The organism is Haliscomenobacter sp. (assembly GCF_040403615.1).
Taxonomy (GTDB): Bacteria; Bacteroidota; Bacteroidia; order Chitinophagales; family Saprospiraceae; genus Haliscomenobacter.
This window is the reverse complement of the sequence record NZ_JBBAKG010000015.1, coordinates 60,516-80,360: the sequence shown is the minus strand read 5'-3', so window position 1 is coordinate 80,360 and position 19,845 is coordinate 60,516. Positions and strand designations below refer to the sequence as shown.

The following is a 19,845-nucleotide window of genomic DNA, read 5'->3' as shown; positions in this document are numbered from 1 at the left end:
TGAGCGAAGTCGAAGTGTCGGTCACTGAGCGAAGCCGAAGTGCCGCTTCGACTTCGCTCAGCGACCGGAAACAAAATCCTAAAACCACAAAACCATGGAAGATCGTCCGCCTTTTTTAAAATCCTGGAATCAAGTGTATTTGGTGGTATTTTTCTTCAATGCAATACTGATTGTGTTCTTTTATCTACTCACTCGATTATTTGCTTGACAACCTATGAATTGGATCGACTGGCTGGTAATGCTGGCCACCCTAATCGGAATCGCAGCTTTTGGCATTTGGAAAACCCGCCACATCAATTCTTCTGAAACCCACATGCGGGGAAGCGATGACTTGAATTGGATGGTGATCGGCTTCAACATCATGGCTACCCAGGCCAGTGCCATCACTTTCTTATCCTTGCCGGGGCAGGCTTATGAAGACGGAATGCGCTTCGTACAGTTTTATTTTGGCCTGCCTTTGGCTATGATTTTCTTGAGCATTTTTGTCATTCCCTATTTTTATAAGCTAAAAATCTACACCGCATACGAATACCTGGAAACCCGTTTTGGGCTCAATACCCGGGTCTTTACAGCCTTATTGTTCCTGATTCAACGCGGATTTTCCACGGGACTTTCTTTTTTTGCGCCTTCCATCGTGATGTCGCAATTGCTGGGTTGGTCGCTCAATTTTACGATTTTATTCATTGGAGGATTGATCCTGGCGTATACCTACATTGGCGGATACAAAGCGGTGAGTTACACCCAGACACTACAGTTTACGGTGATTTGGTTGGGGCTTTTTCTGGCAGCAGGGATCGTATTTTACCAATTGCCAGCCGACGTTCATTTTGTGGATGCCGTAAACATTGCCGGCAAAATGGGTAAAATCAACCTGGTAGATTTCAAATTTGATTTATCCAATCGATACAACATCTGGTCGGGTGTCATTGGCGGGGCATTTTTGGCCATTTCCTATTTTGGTACCGATCAGTCACAAGTGGCACGCTATCTTGGAGGAAAGTCTTTGACAGAAGGGCGTTTGGGATTGATGCTCAACGGTTTGATCAAAGTGCCAATGCAGTTCATCATCCTGGGCGTTGGGGTACTGGTTTTTGTTTTTTACCTCTTCAATCAAGCTCCACTGCACTTCAATGCCAACAACGTGAGCAGACTGGGTGAAAGTGCTGCCGAACAGTACAAGGTTCTGGAAACGCAGCAAGGCATGGTTTTTGAACAACGCCGCAATGCAGTTCACGATCTGATGCTGGCCATGCGCAATGGGGATGCACAAAAAACCAAGCAGGCGCAAACGGAAGTGCAAACCTTGCACGCAACAGAACTCCAGCTACGTGAAGATGCCCGAACCCTCATCAAAGACCATGTGCCGGATGCTTCGACCAAGGATACCGATTACGTATTCATTTCTTATGTGTTGCAATACATGCCCATCGGGGTGATTGGCTTGTTGCTGGCCATGATTTTGGCGGCAGCGTGCTCTTCAGGGGCTTCCGCCATCAATGCCCTGGCAACTACCACAGTGATCGACATTTACCAACGTTTGTACAAGCCCTCTGCCAGTGATCAGCATTACTTGAAGATGTCGAAGTTATTTGTAGTTGTCTGGAGTCTGATCTCACTGGCGTTTGCTTTTTCCGCGCAGTTGTTCGACAACCTGATTCAAGCGGTAAACATCATCGGTTCTATATTCTATGGGGTGATTTTGGGTGTATTTCTGGCTGCTTTTTTTCAGCCAAAAGTCAAAGGCAGAGCAGCATTTTTAGCAGCTATTTTGACCCAAATCATCGTGATCGCCGTTTACGTGATGAGTGAGTACAAAATGGACCTCAACCTGCTGGGCTGGGTGATCCCGGTACGGGTAGCCTACCTGTGGCTGAACCTGATCGGTTGCTTGCTGGTGATGGGGATTGCGGCTGTTTTGCAGGGAGTGATGCCGGAGAGGGGGAAAGAGGGGGTGATGTAAAGGATTGATGGATAAGAAAATCCGCAATTGAACAATAGGTTCAACTGCGGATTTCTGATGATGTAGGATGGGTTCAAAACCTAAACGACAATATTTTTTACTTTGTAATTTACGGTCTGCGAACTGCCTGATCACCATTTGTATACCGCTCCAAAATACACAGAGCGCTGCTGCAAATATTCAAACCCAATGGGCGTAAAAGCAGCATTCAAAAGTTGAGCTTGCGCGTTGAGAAAGTTAAAAGCATTGTTTAAGGTGGCGTAGCAGAGCAAAGACCCCGCCTTGGTTGTGATCATTTTGCTCAAATTAAGACTGATGTTGTGGTAATTGTTGAACTGAGCACTATTGGCGTCACCAAAAACAGGACGATTGATTCCCGAAGCAGGATCACTGCTACCGCCTAAAATAGGCGTATACCACAAGCCCTGCCGATGAACCCAGGCGACCGAGGCATTCCAGCCTTGTTCATCTTGGTAGGTCAAGAAGAGGCGGAGTAAATAATCCAAATCGTTGCTGCCGCGAAAATTTAGCCCCTCGGCATTCCGGTTTTCTACGTCGAGGTAAGCACTGGAAAGCCAGCATTCAAAGCGTGGACTCCAGCGGTACTTCCACAGCAACTCCAGTCCTTGGATGCGTTGTTCTTCAAAGCTGGCCAATTGTAGGAGTTGGTTCAATGCGCCCGTCTCGGTTTTGCCAAATATCGCTGCATTGATCTCCAGCTTCTTATTACGGTATTCATACTCCAGCGCCCCTTGGCATGCACTCACCTGAACGAACGCTGGATTGAATAAATCTGGATTAAAGTAGCCATTGTAGTTGCCAAAGGTAGCAGCAATGGCATGTTTACTGGGGAAATTGTACTTCGCGATGTATTGCCGCGAGAAATACGAATTTTGTAGGGCTGAAGTAGGGATATTCTTGCGTAGACCCGTAATAAATGAGAATTTTTTATCAAACCACTTGCTTCTACTGATCAGGTAAAGTTCAGTATTGTTGTTGCTGCGTTCTTGATTCAAGGAACGGGTGGGAGCCTCTGCTGCAAAATTAAAGGGCTGCTCCGCTACTTGTCCCTGAAGGCGCAACTGGGTGTGTTCAGAGGTCACTCCTCCCTGTAGGTACCAATTATTGATCACATTGTATCGGGCGTTGAAGGAACCATACCAACGCTGGCTTCGCTTCCGATTGTCCAGGTTACCAAAGCGAAACTCATTCCGACTGAAGTCACCTGCGGCATTGACGGTAAACGACCAGGCGGTATTGTACCAATGCAGTTTTGCTACTTGAAAATGTCTTCGGGCCAGAGATTCAGCGTCGTCCTGTTGGCCAAAAAGATTGAGTTGTAAGGCATTGTTTTCCCTCAATCCGTAAGCATACCAGCTCAAGTTCATGTTGGGTTTGAGCTGGGCATTCCACAAAATGCCCGCATCATTGACACGAAAGCTGCGCAATTGTGGAAAACTACCCGTATTGACTTGCAAAAAGACATCCGAATACTGATTGTTGGTGTAGGCGAAGACATGGTTCTTTTTTCCCAATTTACGGCCGTGGAACAAGCCGAAGTTGGCTAAGCCCAAAGAAACTTGTGTGAAGTTTTCCTCAACTTGTTCTGCGGTTTCAATTTCAACCATGCCTGAGGTCGCATTGCCGTAAGCCAGGGATGGGTTGCTGGCATATACACTGACTTTTTCAGCAATTTCAGGGTTAAAAATGCTGAAAAAGCCGTTGCCATCCAGGTTGGTGGCGCGTACAGGATTGGCAATGGGCACTCCATTCAGGACAACTATTCCGCGTTCGCTACTGGAGCCTCGCAGTGAGACATTGGCCGATTCGTCGGTATTGGTCGAGCTAGGTAGAATACTGGTGGCTTTGAGTGGATCGGCAAACGAGAATGGAATCGTGTACACATCAAGTTTGCTCAATTCCACCAAAGCAAACTCTTGTGCAACTGGGCGTTTGGCTTCGATTTGCAGGGTAGTCAATACATTGGCGCTCTCCTGTAATTTAATCTCCAGAGCCAAAATTTTATCATGCAAGGGGATGAGTACATCCTCGAAGCCAAGATAGGATACGATCAAGGTGTCCCTAAGTTGAGGAACCTGCAACTGAAAGCTGCCATCCAACTCCGTAGTAGCCCCGATTTCCTGATTGTTTTTGAGGAATACGTTGGCTGCAAAAATGGGCCGACCCCGTTCATCTTTCACTGTGCCAACAATGGTTTTTTGGCTCCAGATGATGCCCGGCAAGCAGCAGAGGCTCAGCATGATGATGGAGATAAGTCGTGGAGCTACCATGACGCTTGTGTTTAGGGGGGGCTTGGATGGAATTCACCCAAGGATCGTTTAAGGTTTGATTTTTTTACCTAACTCCGCCAGTTGATGGTCGTTGGGATACAGTGCCGTAGCTTCTTTGTGGTATTTGTTTGCTTGATCCATGTTCTTTTTGTCCAAATAGTGATGGATCAAAAAAGTATAGGCGGTAGATTTTCCCCAGCTTGGCAGATAGTTGTTTTTTACTTTTTGATCCGGCAGTGAAATGGCTTTTTTGAAGTACTCCTCTGCCTTTTTACCCCCTCCGTAAATAGTTGGGGTATAAAAATCGAGTTGCCCGGCTACGAGGTGTGCGCGTAAGTTTTGCGGATCTATTTCCAAGGCGCTTTGTACATTCTTCTTGGCACGCCCCGAAATGATTCCGGCACTCATTCCCGATGTAAACTGGATGGAAAAACTTTGCAGCATGGCCAGTAGGCTTAAATCCTCAGCATTTTTGCTGTTTTTCTGTTCCAGAATTTGGATTCCTTCTTTGATGCTAATTTCGGCGTTTTTTTTGTCATCTTGCTGCAAGTGATACACCGATTTGTAGTAGTAGGAGTAGGCCAACCAATAATCAGCAAACTGCGTTTTGCTGTTCACCGCCTTTTCCAGGCGTTTTTGCTGCGCAAGCAAGCTGCTCAGGTTGGTTTCCTGGGTCGATGCTACAAAGGAGCGATAGATTTTCTTCTCAATGTTTTGTAGCGTTGTATCAACGTCCGCAGTATAGATGGTGGCGTTATGGTGATGAGCCTGAGTTTCATGACCAAGCAAGCAAAACCAAATGCAAGTGAGGAACATGAACATTTTCATTTGATGTTTTTTTTGACGTGAACCAACGAACTGTTGTTACTTTGTCATTTATTCTTGAATGATTGCTATACAAAAGAAAGGCTAATTTGGGGCTGATGCACTAACATTTGATGTGGAGATGTGAATGCTAAAAGTTTGGGTAATTTCTTGAGTTTTTTTTTATAAAAATCTGATAATCAGTTTTTATTCAGCGCATTCTCTACTTTAAGATAGTGCTGAGCAGAACCTATACCAATTCATTTTTTGAGTTCTTTTTTGAGCGTTGCTCGATTAAAATACCCAGTAAAAATTCCCAGATTTGCTCAAAAGGCAGAATTTCTATTTCATTGTGATGTGAGGATTGTTCGGGACGAGCCAATTGTAGTTTTTTCCAGACAGTTTCGGCTTTGCGCTGAAAGGCTACAGGGTGAAATCCGGCTTTAGGTAGCTCTAACAGTGCTTTGATGAAGTGGTTGACGCGATAAAGTGGACTCTGTTTGTGCAAATGCCGATAGGTATACATTTCAATAGCCTCGATCCGATCAATGGCTTCATTGTATTTTCTCTCCACAGTTAATATCAAAATCTGCACGATCAAAATTGCGAGGTTCATGCCTTGTTTATCTTTTTGTAAGTTAGGTGTATTGTTCAAAAAACGTTGCAATCTAAAGTTTTGCAGGGCCTCATATTTTTTTACATCATTTAATTGGCCAATACTGTGTAGAAAGAAAAAATAGGCTTGAAACACCCACCAGTTTTCCACGATGATCGGGCTTTGTTGTTTGAATCGTTTGTGCTCCCAGCCTTGGATGAAGGACTGGAGCCCCTTTTGGTATGCTCCACAATGCAAAGCCAGTTGAATTTGGCGGCTCAGGAATACATACCAATTGTGCCCCCCCTCGCGCTCTAATTGTAAACATTGTCGACTAGCTTCCCAGCCAATGTCATACTGCTTCAAATGAATGCAAGCAATCAATTGATGATTGTAAAAAAGGGACAGTGCGCGCTGGTGCAAAAATAGTTTTTGTAAAAAGAAAAGGATACTAACCCGACTCAGTTCGAGCACCGCAGGATAATCACATTTGATTAAGGCTTCCGAAATCTGCAACGTGCGTACAAACAGGTGCAGGCGATGAGAGGTATACTTAGAAAGATAAGGCAAGAGTTCGGTATAATAAGTATGCGCTTCAACTGCTAAGGCTGGTTTTGGTGCCAGCGATTTTACAAAGTTGAGTCTGATTTTCTCATAATAAGTTATCGCCACATTTTCCAGACGATGGGTCTCCTGATAGTGATTGTACAGCTGGGTATGCTGCTCAAATAGCGCGGCGTCTCCCTGTACACTAGCTGCTTCATGCTTTACAATGCTCAATAAGGATAAACAGGTCTCCGTTAACTCGTAATGAATGGCTTGGGGCAATAGTTTCTCAGCTAATTGCGCCGCTAAGCGCAATTGACCCAATGTTTGCAAAATCTGGATGGCCATCCACTCCTTTTGTATACTGAGATGGGCTTTTTGTAAAGGATAAAAGTCCTCATGTTCACCAGAAATGAAAAAAATATTGTTAAGCATTTTACGTCGGAAAATGCTTTTGAACTTGCGGAATCGCTCCGAGGTGGGATTGCCATCAAAAAGGTATTGAGCAGCTTGTTGATCAGAATTAATTTGGCCGTTTGAAATTTGATGGAATAGATCTGTGTAAGGACTATCGCTACCTTAATTTGCTAAAATGTCAATTTTTTTTAATCGATAGCGACTCAGTAACTCAACTAAGGGAATCAGGAGCTTCATAGGAGCTTATTTGTCAAGTATAAAGCAATATTCCTAATTAAACTATAATCCTTTCATTAGGTTCGCCATATCTTGACTCCTTGATTCATTACTCAAATCTGCAGCCAGACCTCAAGTCCAACTTCGGATTTTTCATGACGATACCAGTAAAAAATCAGAAACTATGCTCAGTTATCAACCCAACACTCACAATTCCTCTACGGCCCAATCATCTACCACTTTCTTTTTTCTACTAAAATTTATCCCCAACAACAAGACCGGACGGCCATCGTGTCGGTGTTTCTCGGCGTATCCTTTTTCCCGGATGTAATTTAGGGCAACGCGGGCACTTTGATCCAGTTTGAACTCGATCACGTACACGTGGGTAGGGGTTTTGAGCACCGCATCAGAACGGCCCCGCAAGCCTGATACTTCTGCCTCGGCCTCCAGTCCCATGTAGCGAAACACCAGATAGAGCATGGCATGGTAATCGGCTTCGACCTTTTTGCGGTTGAGCGTACCGGGGATGTTTTCAAATAGGGTATTGACGATGGAGATGGCTTCTTCTAGTTCGTTGCGGTAAAAAGCTTCCCGCAGGCGAAACACTGTAGGGCCAGAAGTAGTATAGGGAATGCGGCCATAGGCGGCCATCAGGTGATCAATTAATGCTTCGCGTACCTCATAATTGGGGTAATCCAGGCGGAAGATGTTGTGGGGTTTGATTTCTTTGATGGTCAAGTAGCCCGTTTGCAACAAGAGCATACTAATTTCCAGGTTTTCGATGTTGTAACTTTCAAAAGCCCGTTCGCTGATCTCCAGGTTTTCGAGATTGAAAAAATGATGTTTGCGCAGTTGGTGCACCAAAAACTCGGGAGTACCCGTAGCAAACCAGTAATTGCTGAAACGCTGATCGTGGATAAAGCGCATGAAAGAAACCGGATTATAGACAAAATTGCGCGCATCCCAGGAGTAACCATTGTACCAACGTTTGATCTCTGCCAGCAAAATTGTTTTGCTAAGTTCCAATTGCTGATGTGCTGATTCAAGGTAGTCTGCAAAAAAGAATTCAAGCTCCTGCTGGGTGTAACCCAAGAGGGTGACAAACTTTGGAGAAAGTGTGATGTCTTCTAACTGATTCAGTTTAGAAAATACACTGACCTGGCTGAATTTGGAAATGCCCGTGAGCATCAAAAACTCGATTTTGTCACCAATAGGCTTTAGAATGCCGTAAAAGTCCCCCAGGATCTTACGATTTTCTTCCGCTTCTTCTGGTTTGTGTAGTACATCCAGCATGGGTTTGTCGTATTCGTCGATCAATACTACGACCCGCTTGCCATGTTTTTGATATAACTTTTCAATCAGTTCTTGCAGACGAAGCCCAGGGGTATCGGCCATTAAGTTCAACTCGTAAGTACTAGCTATACCGTCCAGGTGTTGCATTAGTCCTTTTTTAAGCCCCAAATCGACAAAACCCGTTCTGTCCATGTAAAAATGAACCACCGGATGCACCCGATCCCAGTTCCAATTTTCCTCCGCCCATAGACCCTTGAATAGCTCTTTTTTACCCGCGAACAATTGCGCGATGGTAGACAACAACAGAGATTTGCCAAACCGACGGGGACGAGCCAGAAAAACAGCTTTATATTGGTTTAGTAATTGACAAATCAAGGGTGTTTTGTCAACGTATATGCAGTCTTTGACAATGAGTTCATCAAAATGTTGGATGCCGAGCGGAAGATTTTTCATAAGACTAAGGTAAGGCTTATTTTACTTTTAGTCAAACCATCGATTTTACAAAAAAAATCCGCAGCCGAACACCCAAGTCCAACTGCGGATTTTTTTATTCCAAAAATCTGAAACTCAAAGGTGGTCGTTCACTACGATCTCAGAAGTTTTGATTCCTTTCTTTTTCGGAGTTGTGCCAAAAACATAATCCCACAACGGAGAAGACACGCCAAACATGGCATCTTCAGGGCTGTAATGGTGAATGGAGTGATTGACCCACAGTGCCTTCAGGAAATTATTGGGGGCACGGAAGATGTGCACCGAGTAATGTACCAGCAGATACATGGCATAACCCACCAAAAAACCAGCCAGGAGGGCGAAGGAATATTTGTTGAGGAGCAACTCAAAGATCAGCAACAAAATGGTGGCAATGGTAATGCTCAAAAACGGAGGCATGGCCAGGCGCTGCTTGTCTTTCGGATAATCGTGGTGTACGCCGTGCATTTTGTATTGCGCTTCTTTCTTGGCTGGCGTATCGCCTTCCATGTGGTAAACGTAGCGGTGTACGAGGTACTCTACATAAGTAAACAGCAGCAGACCACTAAAAAACAACCCTACCACTAAAGGCCAGGTCAACTCGGTTTTGACTGCAGTGTAAAAAAGCAGGCAAGCGGAATACACAAAGAAAATCGACACTGGAATCGCAATGTGCGTCCGGGTGAAACGATCGACCCACTTGTTTTTGAACAAGGGCACGGATACGTTTTCATTTGACAAGTATGCTTTGGTCTTTTCAGCACTCATAAGTATGGTCGGATATTTTTTATTCCAGCGCAAAAATAATTGTCCGGAACGGTATTGTCAAGGTAATTTATGTCATTTGTAGAGATGCGATGCATCGGTCTCTACAATCCAAGGGTCTGCCGCGTCAGTCGGATGTATTTTTTGTACTTCAAGCGATAAGTGCGGTAGTATTTGGTGTAGCGATCGCGCATGGCTTCGTAGCTGTAAAAATAGTTGGAGCCAGTAGCTTCAGCGGGAACAGCGGAAGGATATTCTTGTGGTTGCGGCTTGCTGCCTTCGCCAGGTATTTCGGCGTTTTCGCATTCCAGCCAACCCTGTTCGATCATCCAGTCGTCGTTGAAAATTTTGCCCAGGTAGCGAGATCCGTGATCGGAAAACAAGGTAACGACCACATCATCTTCAGTAAGGGTGTCGGCAATATCGAACACGGCCTGCATGGCAGAGCCGCTGGAATAGCCCACCATCAAACCTTCGTATTTGGCCAGATCACGCGCCTGGATGGCACTGTCCTTATCGGTTACTTTGATGAAATCATCCACCAACTCGAAGTTCATGTTGTGGGGAATGATGTTTTTTCCCAATCCTTCTACCTTGTAAGGCTTGATTTCGTTGGGATCATATTCGTTGGTTTCCCAAAATTTCTTCAAAACCGATCCATAGGCATCCACCCCGATGATTTTGATGCCGGGATTCATCTCTTTGAGGTAGCGCGCTGTACCTGAAAGGGTGCCACCTGTTCCGGCACAACATACAAAATGGGTGATTTTCCCTCTGGTCTGCTTCCAGATTTCTGGCCCAGTGGAGCGGTAATGCGCCTCTGCGTTGTCCAGGTTGAAGTTTTGAGCCAGATAAAAAGAATTTGGCGTTTCGTGGGCAACGCGTTCCGCCACCGAATAATAAGAACGTGGGTCAGCTGGTTCAACGTCAACCGGGCAAATGACCACCTGGGCACCCATTGATTTAAGCAGTGAAATTTTTTCCTGTGAAGCTTTGCTGGTTAGCGTGAGGATGCAGCGGTAGCCCTTGATGGAACTTACCATCGCGATGCTGAATCCCGTGTTGCCGGAAGTCGCCTCAATGATGGTGCCGCCGGGATGCAGTTTGCCAGCACGTTCCGCTTCTTCGATCATGAATAAGGCAATGCGGTCTTTGGCGCTTTGCCCTGGATTGTAGGATTCTACTTTAGCGAATACTTTGGCTGGAATTCCCTGCGCAATACGATTCATACGAATCAAAGGAGTATTACCTATGGTCGCCAGAACGTTTTCGTAATGCATAAGCGCTCTTTTGGTTAAATAGTTAAGGTTAATGGTATGATCAGGCAAGTTCACGGGAAATCAACAACAAAAGTAGTAAAAAATGCATTGCTGAGTACCTGTCAAAAGTTTTAGCGCTGGATAATATTTTTCAACTTACAATTCGTAAAAAAAATTAAAGCTTAGTCTGACGCAAAAAATCGGGAAGTTATTTTTCTGCGTTATTGCGCTTTAACCGTACTTTAATGATTCGATTCCACAAGTGTTGCTATATTTGGCCCGGTTGTAGCGCTTGCTGATCAGGCAAGCCTACGTAATCTCACAAACCCGGATTAACATGACTACGGGCAACATCAATGTAAAAGCACGCTTGATCCTTTACCACAAAGGTCAGATCCTGCTGTTGAAACAAACCAAACCCAATGGGGGCAATTACACCCTGGTGGGAGGAAATGTCGAATTGGGCGAATCTGCGCGCCAATCGGTGATACGGGAAAGCTTCGAAGAGGCAGGGATTGTGCTCAAACCCGAAGATTTGCACCTGGTGCATGTCCTGCACAAATTAAAAAAGCAGCAGCAACGCATCGTGATGTACTTCAAAGCTTACCACTGGGAAGGGGAATTGAAAGCCCGGGAAACCCATAAGTTTAAGGAAGCGGAGTGGTTTTACCTCGACAATTTGCCCAAAAATTTGACCCAAACGGTTAGTGATGTTTTGGATGAATACCGAGAGGGCAATTTTTATTCGGAGATTCTGTCCAAATAAATAATCAATTCTTGCAATGGTTTCCTATTTTTGATCAAGTCTACATAACCTGACCAAAAATGACAAGAAACCTGTACCATCTCTCTTTGCTGGGGCTTTTATTGCTCAGCACAACTCTATGGGGACAAAAGAAACGCAACACGACTGCGCCTACCCCAACACCAGCAGTAAGCGTCAATGCTTTTGATGCCAAAACTTATGCTGGGCTAAAATGGCGCAACATTGGCCCCTTTCGCGGTGGCCGTTCCAATACCGTATCTGGCGTAAAACAAAATGAAAACCTTTATTACTGCGGTTATACAGGTGGCGGACTGTGGAAAACCGAAGACGCAGGCCTCAATTGGCGCAACATTTCCGATGGCCAATTCAAATCCACTACCATTGGTGACATCTCTGTCGCGGAATCTGACCCTAATGTGATTTATGTTGGCACAGGTGAACACGCCGTACGGGGCGTAATGACCACTTACGGTGACGGGGTATACAAATCCATCGATGCGGGAAAAACCTGGAAAAACATTGGTTTGGAAAAAACCCGGCACATTTCAGACGTAGTGGTTCACCCCAATAATCCTGACCTGGTGTATGTTGCTGCACAAGGCGCGCTGCACGGCCCAAGCGAAGACCGTGGCGTTTACAAGTCTACCGATGGTGGGGTAACCTGGAAAAAAGTACTCTTCGTAGACGAAAATTCTGGCGCCTCCAGCCTGAGTATGGATCACTCCAACCCGCGCATCTTGTACGCGGCTACCTGGCAACACCGCCGTACCCCCTGGAAAGTAGAAAGCGGTGGACCTGGTTCAATGATTTGGAAATCAACCGATGGTGGCGAAACCTGGAAAAAAATCAACGAAGGCCTGCCCAAAGAATTGGGAAAAATTGGCGTTTCAGTATCACCTGTCAACCCCAATCGCGTCTTTGCCATCGTAGAAGCCGAAAAAACCAAAGCGGGTTTGTACCGCTCCGACAACGGAGGCGAATCCTGGACTTTGCTCAGTTCCGACCAAAACATCAACTCCCGCTCTTGGTACTACATGGAAGTGTTTGCCGATCCGGTAAATGCCGATGTGGTTTACGTGCTTAATGCTCCCATGACCCGTTCGATCGATGGAGGCCGCACCTTCAGCACCATCCGGGTTGGCCACGGCGATACACACGACCTTTGGATCAACCCCAACAACAATCAAAACATCATCCTCGGCGACGATGGGGGAGGAGAGGTTACTTTCAACGCTGGCCGCAGTTGGTCTACCCAGGGCAATCAGCCCACGGCTCAGTTTTACCGCGTCAATACCGATAATCTTTTTCCTTATCGGGTATACGGCGGCCAACAAGACAATACTTCGGTGGTGATATCCAGCCGCACCAATAGCAATGGCATCACCGTAAACGATTGGTTTGAAGGCCCGGGTTGCGAAAGTGCCTACATCGCTTTTGACCCCAACAACCCTGAACTGCTTTTGGGCGGTTGCTATCAAGGCATCATTGAGGCGCTAAATACCCGTACCCGCGAAAGCAAAGACGTAATGGCCTACTCCGCACTCAACTTGGCCAACCCTCCCAAGCGCATGAAATACCGTTTCAACTGGAATGCGCCCATCGTGAGCTCTCCTCATGATGCGAAGGTCATTTACCATACGGGCAACGTCGTCTTCCGCACCCGCGATGCAGGTTTGACCTGGGAAAAAATCAGCCCCGACCTCACCCGCAACGATACCACCAAGCAAGATATTGGCGGTGGCCCCATGACCAACGAAGGTGCCGGTGGTGAAAACTACAACACCATTTATTACCTGATCGAGTCAAGCCTGGAAAAAGGCGTGATCTACACGGGTTCTGATTGCGGATTGGTGTACCTGACCCAGGATGATGGCCGCAACTGGAACAACATTACGCCCAAAGACCTTCAGGAATGCATGATCCAGTCCATTGAAGTGTCGCCGCACGATCGGGGTACGGCATACATTAGTGCTACCCGCTACAAGTTCAACGATTTTGCTTCGTATACCTACAAAACCACCGACTACGGCAAAACCTGGACGAAAATTGCCAACGGCATCGACAATGATGATTTCATCAAAGTCATTCGGGAGGACAAAATGGTAAAGGGTTTACTGTATGCCGGAGCAGAGCGTGGTTTTTATATCTCTACCGATGGCGGTGCGCAGTGGAACCGCTTGCAATTGAATCTGCCCATCGTACCTGTAACCGACCTACAAATCCGCAACAATGATTTGGTTGCGGCTACCGCTGGTCGCGCCTTTTGGATACTGGATGACCTTGGTGCATTGCAGCAAGCCAAGGGTGCAGTAGGTACAGCCGTTGCCCAATTGTTCAAGCCGCAAGCCAGTCGCCGATTCAGCGGAGGATCTGCTTACCTGTCAGATGACGCACCTGCTGGAATAGGCATGAACCCTGCTGAAGGAGTCATTTTTGATTACTATTTGAAAGAAAAAGCCGATACCAACCTCTTGCGCATCGAAGTGTTAGATGCTGCCGGAAAAGTGATCCGCAAACTCAGCAACAAAAAAGACGAGAGCTTCAAACCCTACCCTGGAGGGCCGAGTCCTGAACCGGTTTTGCCCGCCGAAGCTGGTGTCAACCGTTTTGCCTGGGATTTCAGGACCGATGGTTTGGTGGATGTACCTGGTGTATTCATTTATGGAGATTACCGGGGTTACCGCGTGGCACCAGGCCAGTATAAAATTCGCCTGACTCACCGCGGACAAGTTTCAGAACAAATGGTAGATGTACTTCCTGATTCGCGCATCAATGTCAGTGCTACCGATTGGCAAGCGCAGCAAGCCATGTTGCAAACTTTGGGAGATCAAATCAATGAAATCCACCGTACTGTGGTGCAAGTGCGCAAAATCCGCAAGCAATTGGATGCCTACAACGAGGTACTCAAAGACAATAAAGCGACGGTAGACTTGTTGAAAAAAGGCCAGGATTTGGTCAAAAAAATCAATGATTTTGAAAGCTTATTGGTTGAACCCCGTACCAAGAATGGTCAGGACGTGATCAACTGGCCGAGCAAACTCAGTGCAGAATTGTTCACTGTACGCGGCAGGGTAGATGCGCACGATCCGCGCATTACTCAGGGCAACCGGGAGCGGCATGCAGATTTGACTGCCGAGTGGACCAGACACCAACAAGCCCTGCAAGCATTGCGTAAAGAGATTCAAGCCTACAATCTGGAGTTCAAAAATCAGAACATTCCAGCTTTGGTTGAGTAGACTCGTTACAGCAAGTCTAGTAGATACAAAAAGACCCGGCCTGCGTGCGGGCCGGGTCAAAAGATTGCTTTACCTTTATAACAATTTCCATTTCTGGTGTAAAAATGCAGCTTGCCGAGACGCAAATCAAGGCACTTTTGCATGGTTTTGACCACCCCAAATTTGGGTTTTTGGAAATTGTATGTCAGTACGCGGAAGACATGTATTCGATTACCACGTCGCGCACATCGTTTTTGATCTGTTTTCCTTTGGGCGTTGTGACCATTTTTGGTTCATCCGCCGGGTATTTTGACATAAAATTAAGATTGGCTTCACTACCACTCGCTACAAATGAAGAGATGACAATTTTGTAAAGCTGCTTGTCATCGATGGCTTTTCCTTTTACCATCCAGGTATCTCCAACTTTGCTGATGTTCCCTGCTTGCAAGTAGCCACCTTCGCCCCGGTTTTTTTCCAGACCAGCGTTCAGCAAGTTTTTCAGTTCAGCGCCCGGCAATTCCTGACGGGCAAAACCGCCGCCAAAAGGAAAAGAACGCACCACATCATATACCGTCATGGTGCCAGCGATATCATCATCCAGGCGCATCGAGCCAGAGTTGATCAAATAAGCGTCTGCACCCGGCATCACGTATTCCATGGATTTGACAGTGATGGCGCCAAAATTGGTTTGACGGGCGCGAATGTCGCTCTCTTTGCATTGGAGGGTTTCGCGCAAGTTGGCAACTTTTTGTTCCGGTTGGTAGCCATTGTTGCGCAAGGTTTGGTCTACTTTGGAAACCCACTTGTCCACTACCGCTTTGGTGGTGGACTCTTCAGGTATGGTTGCGTTGATGTATTTCAATGAGGAACGTATACTCAATAATTTTGACTGTGGATCAAAGCGACAGCGGTGAATGTATACCGTTTTGGCATTGGCGTCGGCTTTGGTGATGATGGTGTTTTCTACGTAATGATCCTGATGGTTGTGATCGTGTCCACCCATGAACAGCGGCACCCCTGGTACAGCGGCTGCTAGCGCGCGGTCGTCGGCGGCACTGATGTGGGTTATAGCCATCACTATGTCGCTTTGGGTTTTGGCTTGGCCAACTACCCTGCGGAAGTTTTCTTCCAGCGGAAGGTAGCTAACATAAGGCCGCTTGGTAAAGGGCAAGAGCACGCCAGTCAACGCCAATTTCATCGAATCACCCGCGTTATTTTTAAAAGTATGGCTAATAAAGTCAGGTACCGTTTGTATTTTCCCCTTGACCAATTGCTGAAATGGTGCAACTGCGCCTCCGGTATAAACCCGGCGCACATTGGCCGTTACAAATCGAAAATTGCATTGATTGATTCTTTTTTGCAGCAGCGCCGAATCGCGCAAATCAAACTCATGATTGCCAAAAGTTGCGTAATCCAACCCCATGGCATTGAGGGTTTCGATCATTTGTAGTCCCGCAATTTTTTCGCCATTCTCCAAACTTAAATTGGCAGTTAAACTGGGGGAAAGGAAATCCCCGGCAATGATTGTGACTACATTGGGGTTTTCGCGGAGCAACTCTTTGCGTATGCTGGCAACTCTGGCAAGTCCACCTGCATTTCCGCCTTCGAGCGGTGCAATTTCGTATACATCATTGAGTTGAAGCAAAATGAAATCAATGGGTTGTGGAACAACTCTTTGAGGTGCTTTTACTGCGCAACCCCACATCAGGCTCAAAATCAAAATGAGCCCAACTGGCAATAATCTTTTTATAGAGATATTTTGGGTAAAGATAAATCTTAGAAAAGCTTTGGAAGAATGTTGAAGAGAAAATAGGAAAAGCTGAAACTAGAACACGAAAATAAATTGTTATTATATGGGCAAAAAAAAGACCGGAAAATCATTGAGATTCCCGGCCCTAAGTAAAACTAAACCCCAGTTAATGCTCTTTATCGAGATACTCGAAATCACTAACAAAGTGTATTGTTGGTGATTTCGCTCCGAAGAGAATGATCAATTGGTAAATGCACTGTTCTGCAAAGTTAAGAATACTTTAATTCAGATGCAAGTTAATTTTCAACAGTCAAAGTTAAAAATACTTTTCAAATACTAGGATGAAAAGGTATTTTTTTTTCACCAGATGCAACTTTTTGCAAATTCCGTTAAGCAAATGTAAATGTTTTATCTAAACTTGTATAAGGATCGGCAGATTTTTTTTTCATTTATACATAAAATCCTTAAAGAAAGGGATCAATTCTTTTAAATTCAACAATACACCGTCAGGTTGATGAGGAAGCAACAGTTCCAATGGATGGGTGCCATTTGCCACGCACAAACTATGGGCAACCTCAGCGTTTTTGCCGGCCTGTATGTCAGAAGGGGTATCTCCAACCGCAATGACGCTAGTTGCAGAAGAAACATTCAGCATCGACATAGCCTTAAAGATCATATCGGGAGCAGGTCTTCCAAAAGCAACCTGGTCGCTGCTGATCGAACAATCGATCAGGGCATTTCCGCTGGTATTTAGGTATTGGTCATCTAATCCGTCCAACCAACCCAATCTGTCGAGGATGATATCGCTGACTTTGCGGTAGAAACCGGTGGTCAATGCGATTTTGACACCATTTTCTCGAAGAAAAGCGAATACCTCCAATGCACCTTCAGTTGGCACTATTGGTTGAGTAAGGTAGTGGTTTTCCAAAACTTCAGTAAAGGCATTAAATGAACGGTCTACATTATGCTGCCAAATGTCATTTCGCTCTCCCAATTGACGTTCCCAGTAGGTTTCAAATACAAAACGTTTGCCCCAGCCTTGCACTGCCAGGATTTCCTCTTCGGTCATTTCCAAGCCAGTTCGTAAAGCAGCCTCTCGGAAGCAAGTTTCTACTTCATGTTCGTCACGAACAGTAGTGCCAGCCATGTCAAAGGCAACCAATTCAATCGGGTTGATCATAATGCGAATGTTTGTTTGATGTTAGCTCCAGCCAACCCCAATCCAGAGGTCATGCCTTTGCCACCAATTCCAGTGACTATTTGAATGTTTTCGTCTATGTGGTGGTGAAACAAGTCACCATTTTTTACTTGAGCATAATAGCCGTTCCAGGATCTTTGAATGCGCCAATCGGGCAGGTTTATAATCCGCTTTGCTTCCTCGAGGATCAAATCATTGATTTCATGATTTACATCAAATCCCAAACGATCGATCTCGGCAGCTGGTGCGTATTCGTGTGAATCACCAATAATGATCGAACCATCAATGGCCTGTTTGAAAAGAATGTGGATTCCATTATCAAACAATTTTTGATCGTATACGCTATTGTCTTTGGACGACCAACTGGGGCATTGCTCAAAACTTTCGTAACGACGGATCGACAAACCTGTCAGGATATTGCCAGGTAAACTTACCTCTGGCATGGGGAAGGTTTGCATCATTTGCAATTTGGAAACAACCAGATCGCTGTTGCGGTAAATTTCAGGATAGAGCATCCGAAATTCGCGACCTGAGCAAATGATGATTTTATTGGCCTGGAATTGCTCCCCTTTGGTGGATTCAGCAATGGCCTTTCCATTGGCTGAAGAGCAACCGATAATGGGAGTATTGGGCAAATAGGTAAAAGTATCGGGATATTTTAGTTGTAAGTAAGCCAGCAATCGATGAATCATTATCCGGGGTTCGATGCTCACTTCCAATGGAAAGTATAAGGCAGCCAGGCAGTAATCTTCGCGCAGGGGCGCAAAACGCTGCAAGCAATCGGCTTTACTGAGCAGGTGGCATTCATAACCATTCTGTTGGTTGATGGCATACAACTCTTCAATCAGCTGTAATTCATCTGCATTGGAGGCAATGTAATAGGAACCATTGTTGCGAATACCCAAGTCAAACACGGCCTGTATATTCTTGTACAATTGCAGGCTATCCAGGCCATATTGTTGCCATTTTCCGGCGGTCAAACCAGAAGATACTGCTTGACCAAAGTTTCGCACGGTTGCTTCCTGAGGGGCATTGTCTTGTTCGGTCAAAATCACCGAATAGCCCTTCATTAGTGCATGCAAGGCGTGGCCAGTTCCGAGTATACCTGCACCTACTACCAATAAGTCTGCTTGCTTGACCATGCGATTAAATTAAAGTTAATTTTTTTGCCTTATAGTAAATTCGGGGCAAAAGTAGCTGACTTTGTTACGTGTAGATTACTTTTCATTTTAAATCTAAGCTAATTTAGCGTTAAATTTTACACGAGTACGACATTTTGTAGCTTATTTTTTGGCAACTTGCCGATTGTTTTTCGATGCAAATTTGACCTTTTGACAATATTTTCGTCTTAAATGAGTTAAATTAGTCTCAGTCGATCAATCGAGTATGAAACCACTGTTAGAAAAAATTGATCCAGTTTTTGGAAGTTCCTTTACCATTCGGGAATTTACTGATCTTGATCCAGTTTACAAGCCTTTCTGGCATTTTCACCCGGAGTACGAAATCGTTTACATCTCCAAAGGCAAAGGCAAGCGCCATATCGGCAACCACATCTCTTATTATGAAGATGGCGACCTGATTTTTTTGGGCCCAAATTTACCTCACCTGGGTTTTACTGAAGGCCACTTTAAGGATCAGGTTGAAATTGTGGTGCAAATGAAAGAAGATTTTCTGGGCAAGGAGTTCCTGAAAGCACCCGAATTGCGCGAAGTACACCATTTGTTCGAGCGCTCCCGCAAGGGAATCATTTTTCATGGCCAAACCCGGGAATGGGCAGGAGAACAATTGCTGGCAATGGCCCATATGGAGCCTTTCGATCGCCTATTAGAGCTATTGAAAGTATTGAGGGTACTGAGTCAAACCGAAGATTTTAGTTCGCTCAACGCTGATGGATTTGCTTTCGAAGTTCAAGCCCAACACCTGGAAAGAATCCAGGAAGTATACGAATACGTCGAAGCACAGTTTCAACAAGAAGTGACTTTGGACGAAGTTTCCCGTCGAGTAAATATGACCGTTCCTGCTTTTTGCCGCTATTTCAAGCGCCTGACAGGAAAAACATTTACCCATTTTGTAAACGAGGTGCGGGTAGCACATGCCTGCCAGCTCCTCTCGAATGAACACCTGAGTATTGCCGCCGTGAGTTACGACAGTGGATTCAACAACTTGTCGCACTTCAACAAACAGTTTCGTTTGGTTGTTGGTACAAGCCCTCGGGCTTTTCGCCAAAACCTGCGCCAGATTGTAGAGTAGATATATCGCTTTACAGATGGCTGTGTTCCCTCATTTTCTTACCCAAAAAAAC

General features: G+C 45.5%; 13 protein-coding genes. 4 read left to right on the top strand and 9 right to left on the bottom strand.

All coding sequences use genetic code 11. The features are described from left to right. Window positions 1-214 precede the first annotated feature (214 nt). Complete coding sequence (locus ABW391_RS07240) at window positions 215-1,960, top strand: sodium:solute symporter family protein (protein ID WP_353481175.1); 1,746 nt, start codon at window positions 215-217, stop codon at window positions 1,958-1,960. A 131-nt stretch (window positions 1,961-2,091) separates the two neighbouring features. Here the strand turns inward: ABW391_RS07240 and ABW391_RS07235 are convergent, their stop codons facing one another. From ABW391_RS07235 to ABW391_RS07210, 6 genes are all read right to left on the bottom strand, one after another. Then, entirely contained in the window at window positions 2,092-4,251 is a 2,160-nt protein-coding gene (locus ABW391_RS07235; RefSeq protein WP_353481174.1) for a TonB-dependent receptor, read from the bottom strand. A 48-nt stretch (window positions 4,252-4,299) separates the two neighbouring features. Continuing rightward, on the bottom strand, window positions 4,300-5,079 hold the full coding sequence (locus tag ABW391_RS07230) for a tetratricopeptide repeat protein (RefSeq protein WP_353481173.1): 780 nt from the start codon (window positions 5,077-5,079) through the stop codon (window positions 4,300-4,302). Window positions 5,080-5,305: 226 nt separating this feature from the next. After that, entirely contained in the window at window positions 5,306-6,544 is a 1,239-nt protein-coding gene (locus ABW391_RS07225; RefSeq protein ID WP_353481172.1) for a hypothetical protein, read from the bottom strand. A gap of 492 nt (window positions 6,545-7,036) precedes the next feature. Further along, on the bottom strand, window positions 7,037-8,575 hold the full coding sequence (locus ABW391_RS07220; protein WP_353481171.1) for a PD-(D/E)XK nuclease domain-containing ATP-binding protein: 1,539 nt from the start codon (window positions 8,573-8,575) through the stop codon (window positions 7,037-7,039). Window positions 8,576-8,689: 114 nt separating this feature from the next. Next, entirely contained in the window at window positions 8,690-9,358 is a 669-nt protein-coding gene (locus ABW391_RS07215; RefSeq protein ID WP_353481170.1) for a sterol desaturase family protein, read from the bottom strand. 101 nt (window positions 9,359-9,459) lie between these two features. Further along, the gene (locus ABW391_RS07210) at window positions 9,460-10,635 is read right to left on the bottom strand and encodes a PLP-dependent cysteine synthase family protein (RefSeq protein ID WP_353481169.1); all 1,176 of its coding nucleotides are present in this window, start codon (window positions 10,633-10,635) and stop codon (window positions 9,460-9,462) included. A gap of 316 nt (window positions 10,636-10,951) precedes the next feature. On the opposite strand from ABW391_RS07210, the gene ABW391_RS07205 reads away from it, so the two are divergent. Both ABW391_RS07205 and ABW391_RS07200 read left to right on the top strand, forming a co-directional pair. Next, window positions 10,952-11,380 (top strand): NUDIX domain-containing protein, encoded by a 429-nt coding sequence (locus ABW391_RS07205; protein ID WP_353481168.1) that lies wholly within the window; start codon window positions 10,952-10,954, stop codon window positions 11,378-11,380. Between the two features lie 59 nt (window positions 11,381-11,439). Beyond that, window positions 11,440-14,616 carry a VPS10 domain-containing protein gene (locus ABW391_RS07200; RefSeq protein WP_353481167.1) on the top strand — a complete coding sequence of 1,059 codons (3,177 nt, stop codon included), beginning with the start codon at window positions 11,440-11,442 and terminating at the stop codon, window positions 14,614-14,616. Between the two features lie 184 nt (window positions 14,617-14,800). Here ABW391_RS07200 and ABW391_RS07195 read toward each other — a convergent pair whose 3' ends face one another. From ABW391_RS07195 to ABW391_RS07185, 3 genes are all read right to left on the bottom strand, one after another. Beyond that, window positions 14,801-16,240, bottom strand: a complete 1,440-nt coding sequence (locus ABW391_RS07195) for a bifunctional metallophosphatase/5'-nucleotidase (RefSeq protein ID WP_353481166.1) — start codon at window positions 16,238-16,240, stop codon at window positions 14,801-14,803. A 550-nt stretch (window positions 16,241-16,790) separates the two neighbouring features. Further along, window positions 16,791-17,525, bottom strand: a complete 735-nt coding sequence (locus tag ABW391_RS07190) for an HAD family hydrolase (RefSeq protein WP_353481165.1) — start codon at window positions 17,523-17,525, stop codon at window positions 16,791-16,793. Further along, window positions 17,522-18,685 carry a TIGR03364 family FAD-dependent oxidoreductase gene (locus tag ABW391_RS07185; RefSeq protein ID WP_353481164.1) on the bottom strand — a complete coding sequence of 388 codons (1,164 nt, stop codon included), beginning with the start codon at window positions 18,683-18,685 and terminating at the stop codon, window positions 17,522-17,524. Before ABW391_RS07185 ends, ABW391_RS07190 begins: the two co-directional genes overlap by 4 nt. A gap of 244 nt (window positions 18,686-18,929) precedes the next feature. Here ABW391_RS07185 and ABW391_RS07180 point away from each other — a divergent pair, with 244 nt between their 5' ends. Beyond that, the gene (locus ABW391_RS07180) at window positions 18,930-19,793 is read left to right on the top strand and encodes a helix-turn-helix domain-containing protein (RefSeq protein ID WP_353481163.1); all 864 of its coding nucleotides are present in this window, start codon (window positions 18,930-18,932) and stop codon (window positions 19,791-19,793) included. Window positions 19,794-19,845: the final 52 nt, after the last annotated feature.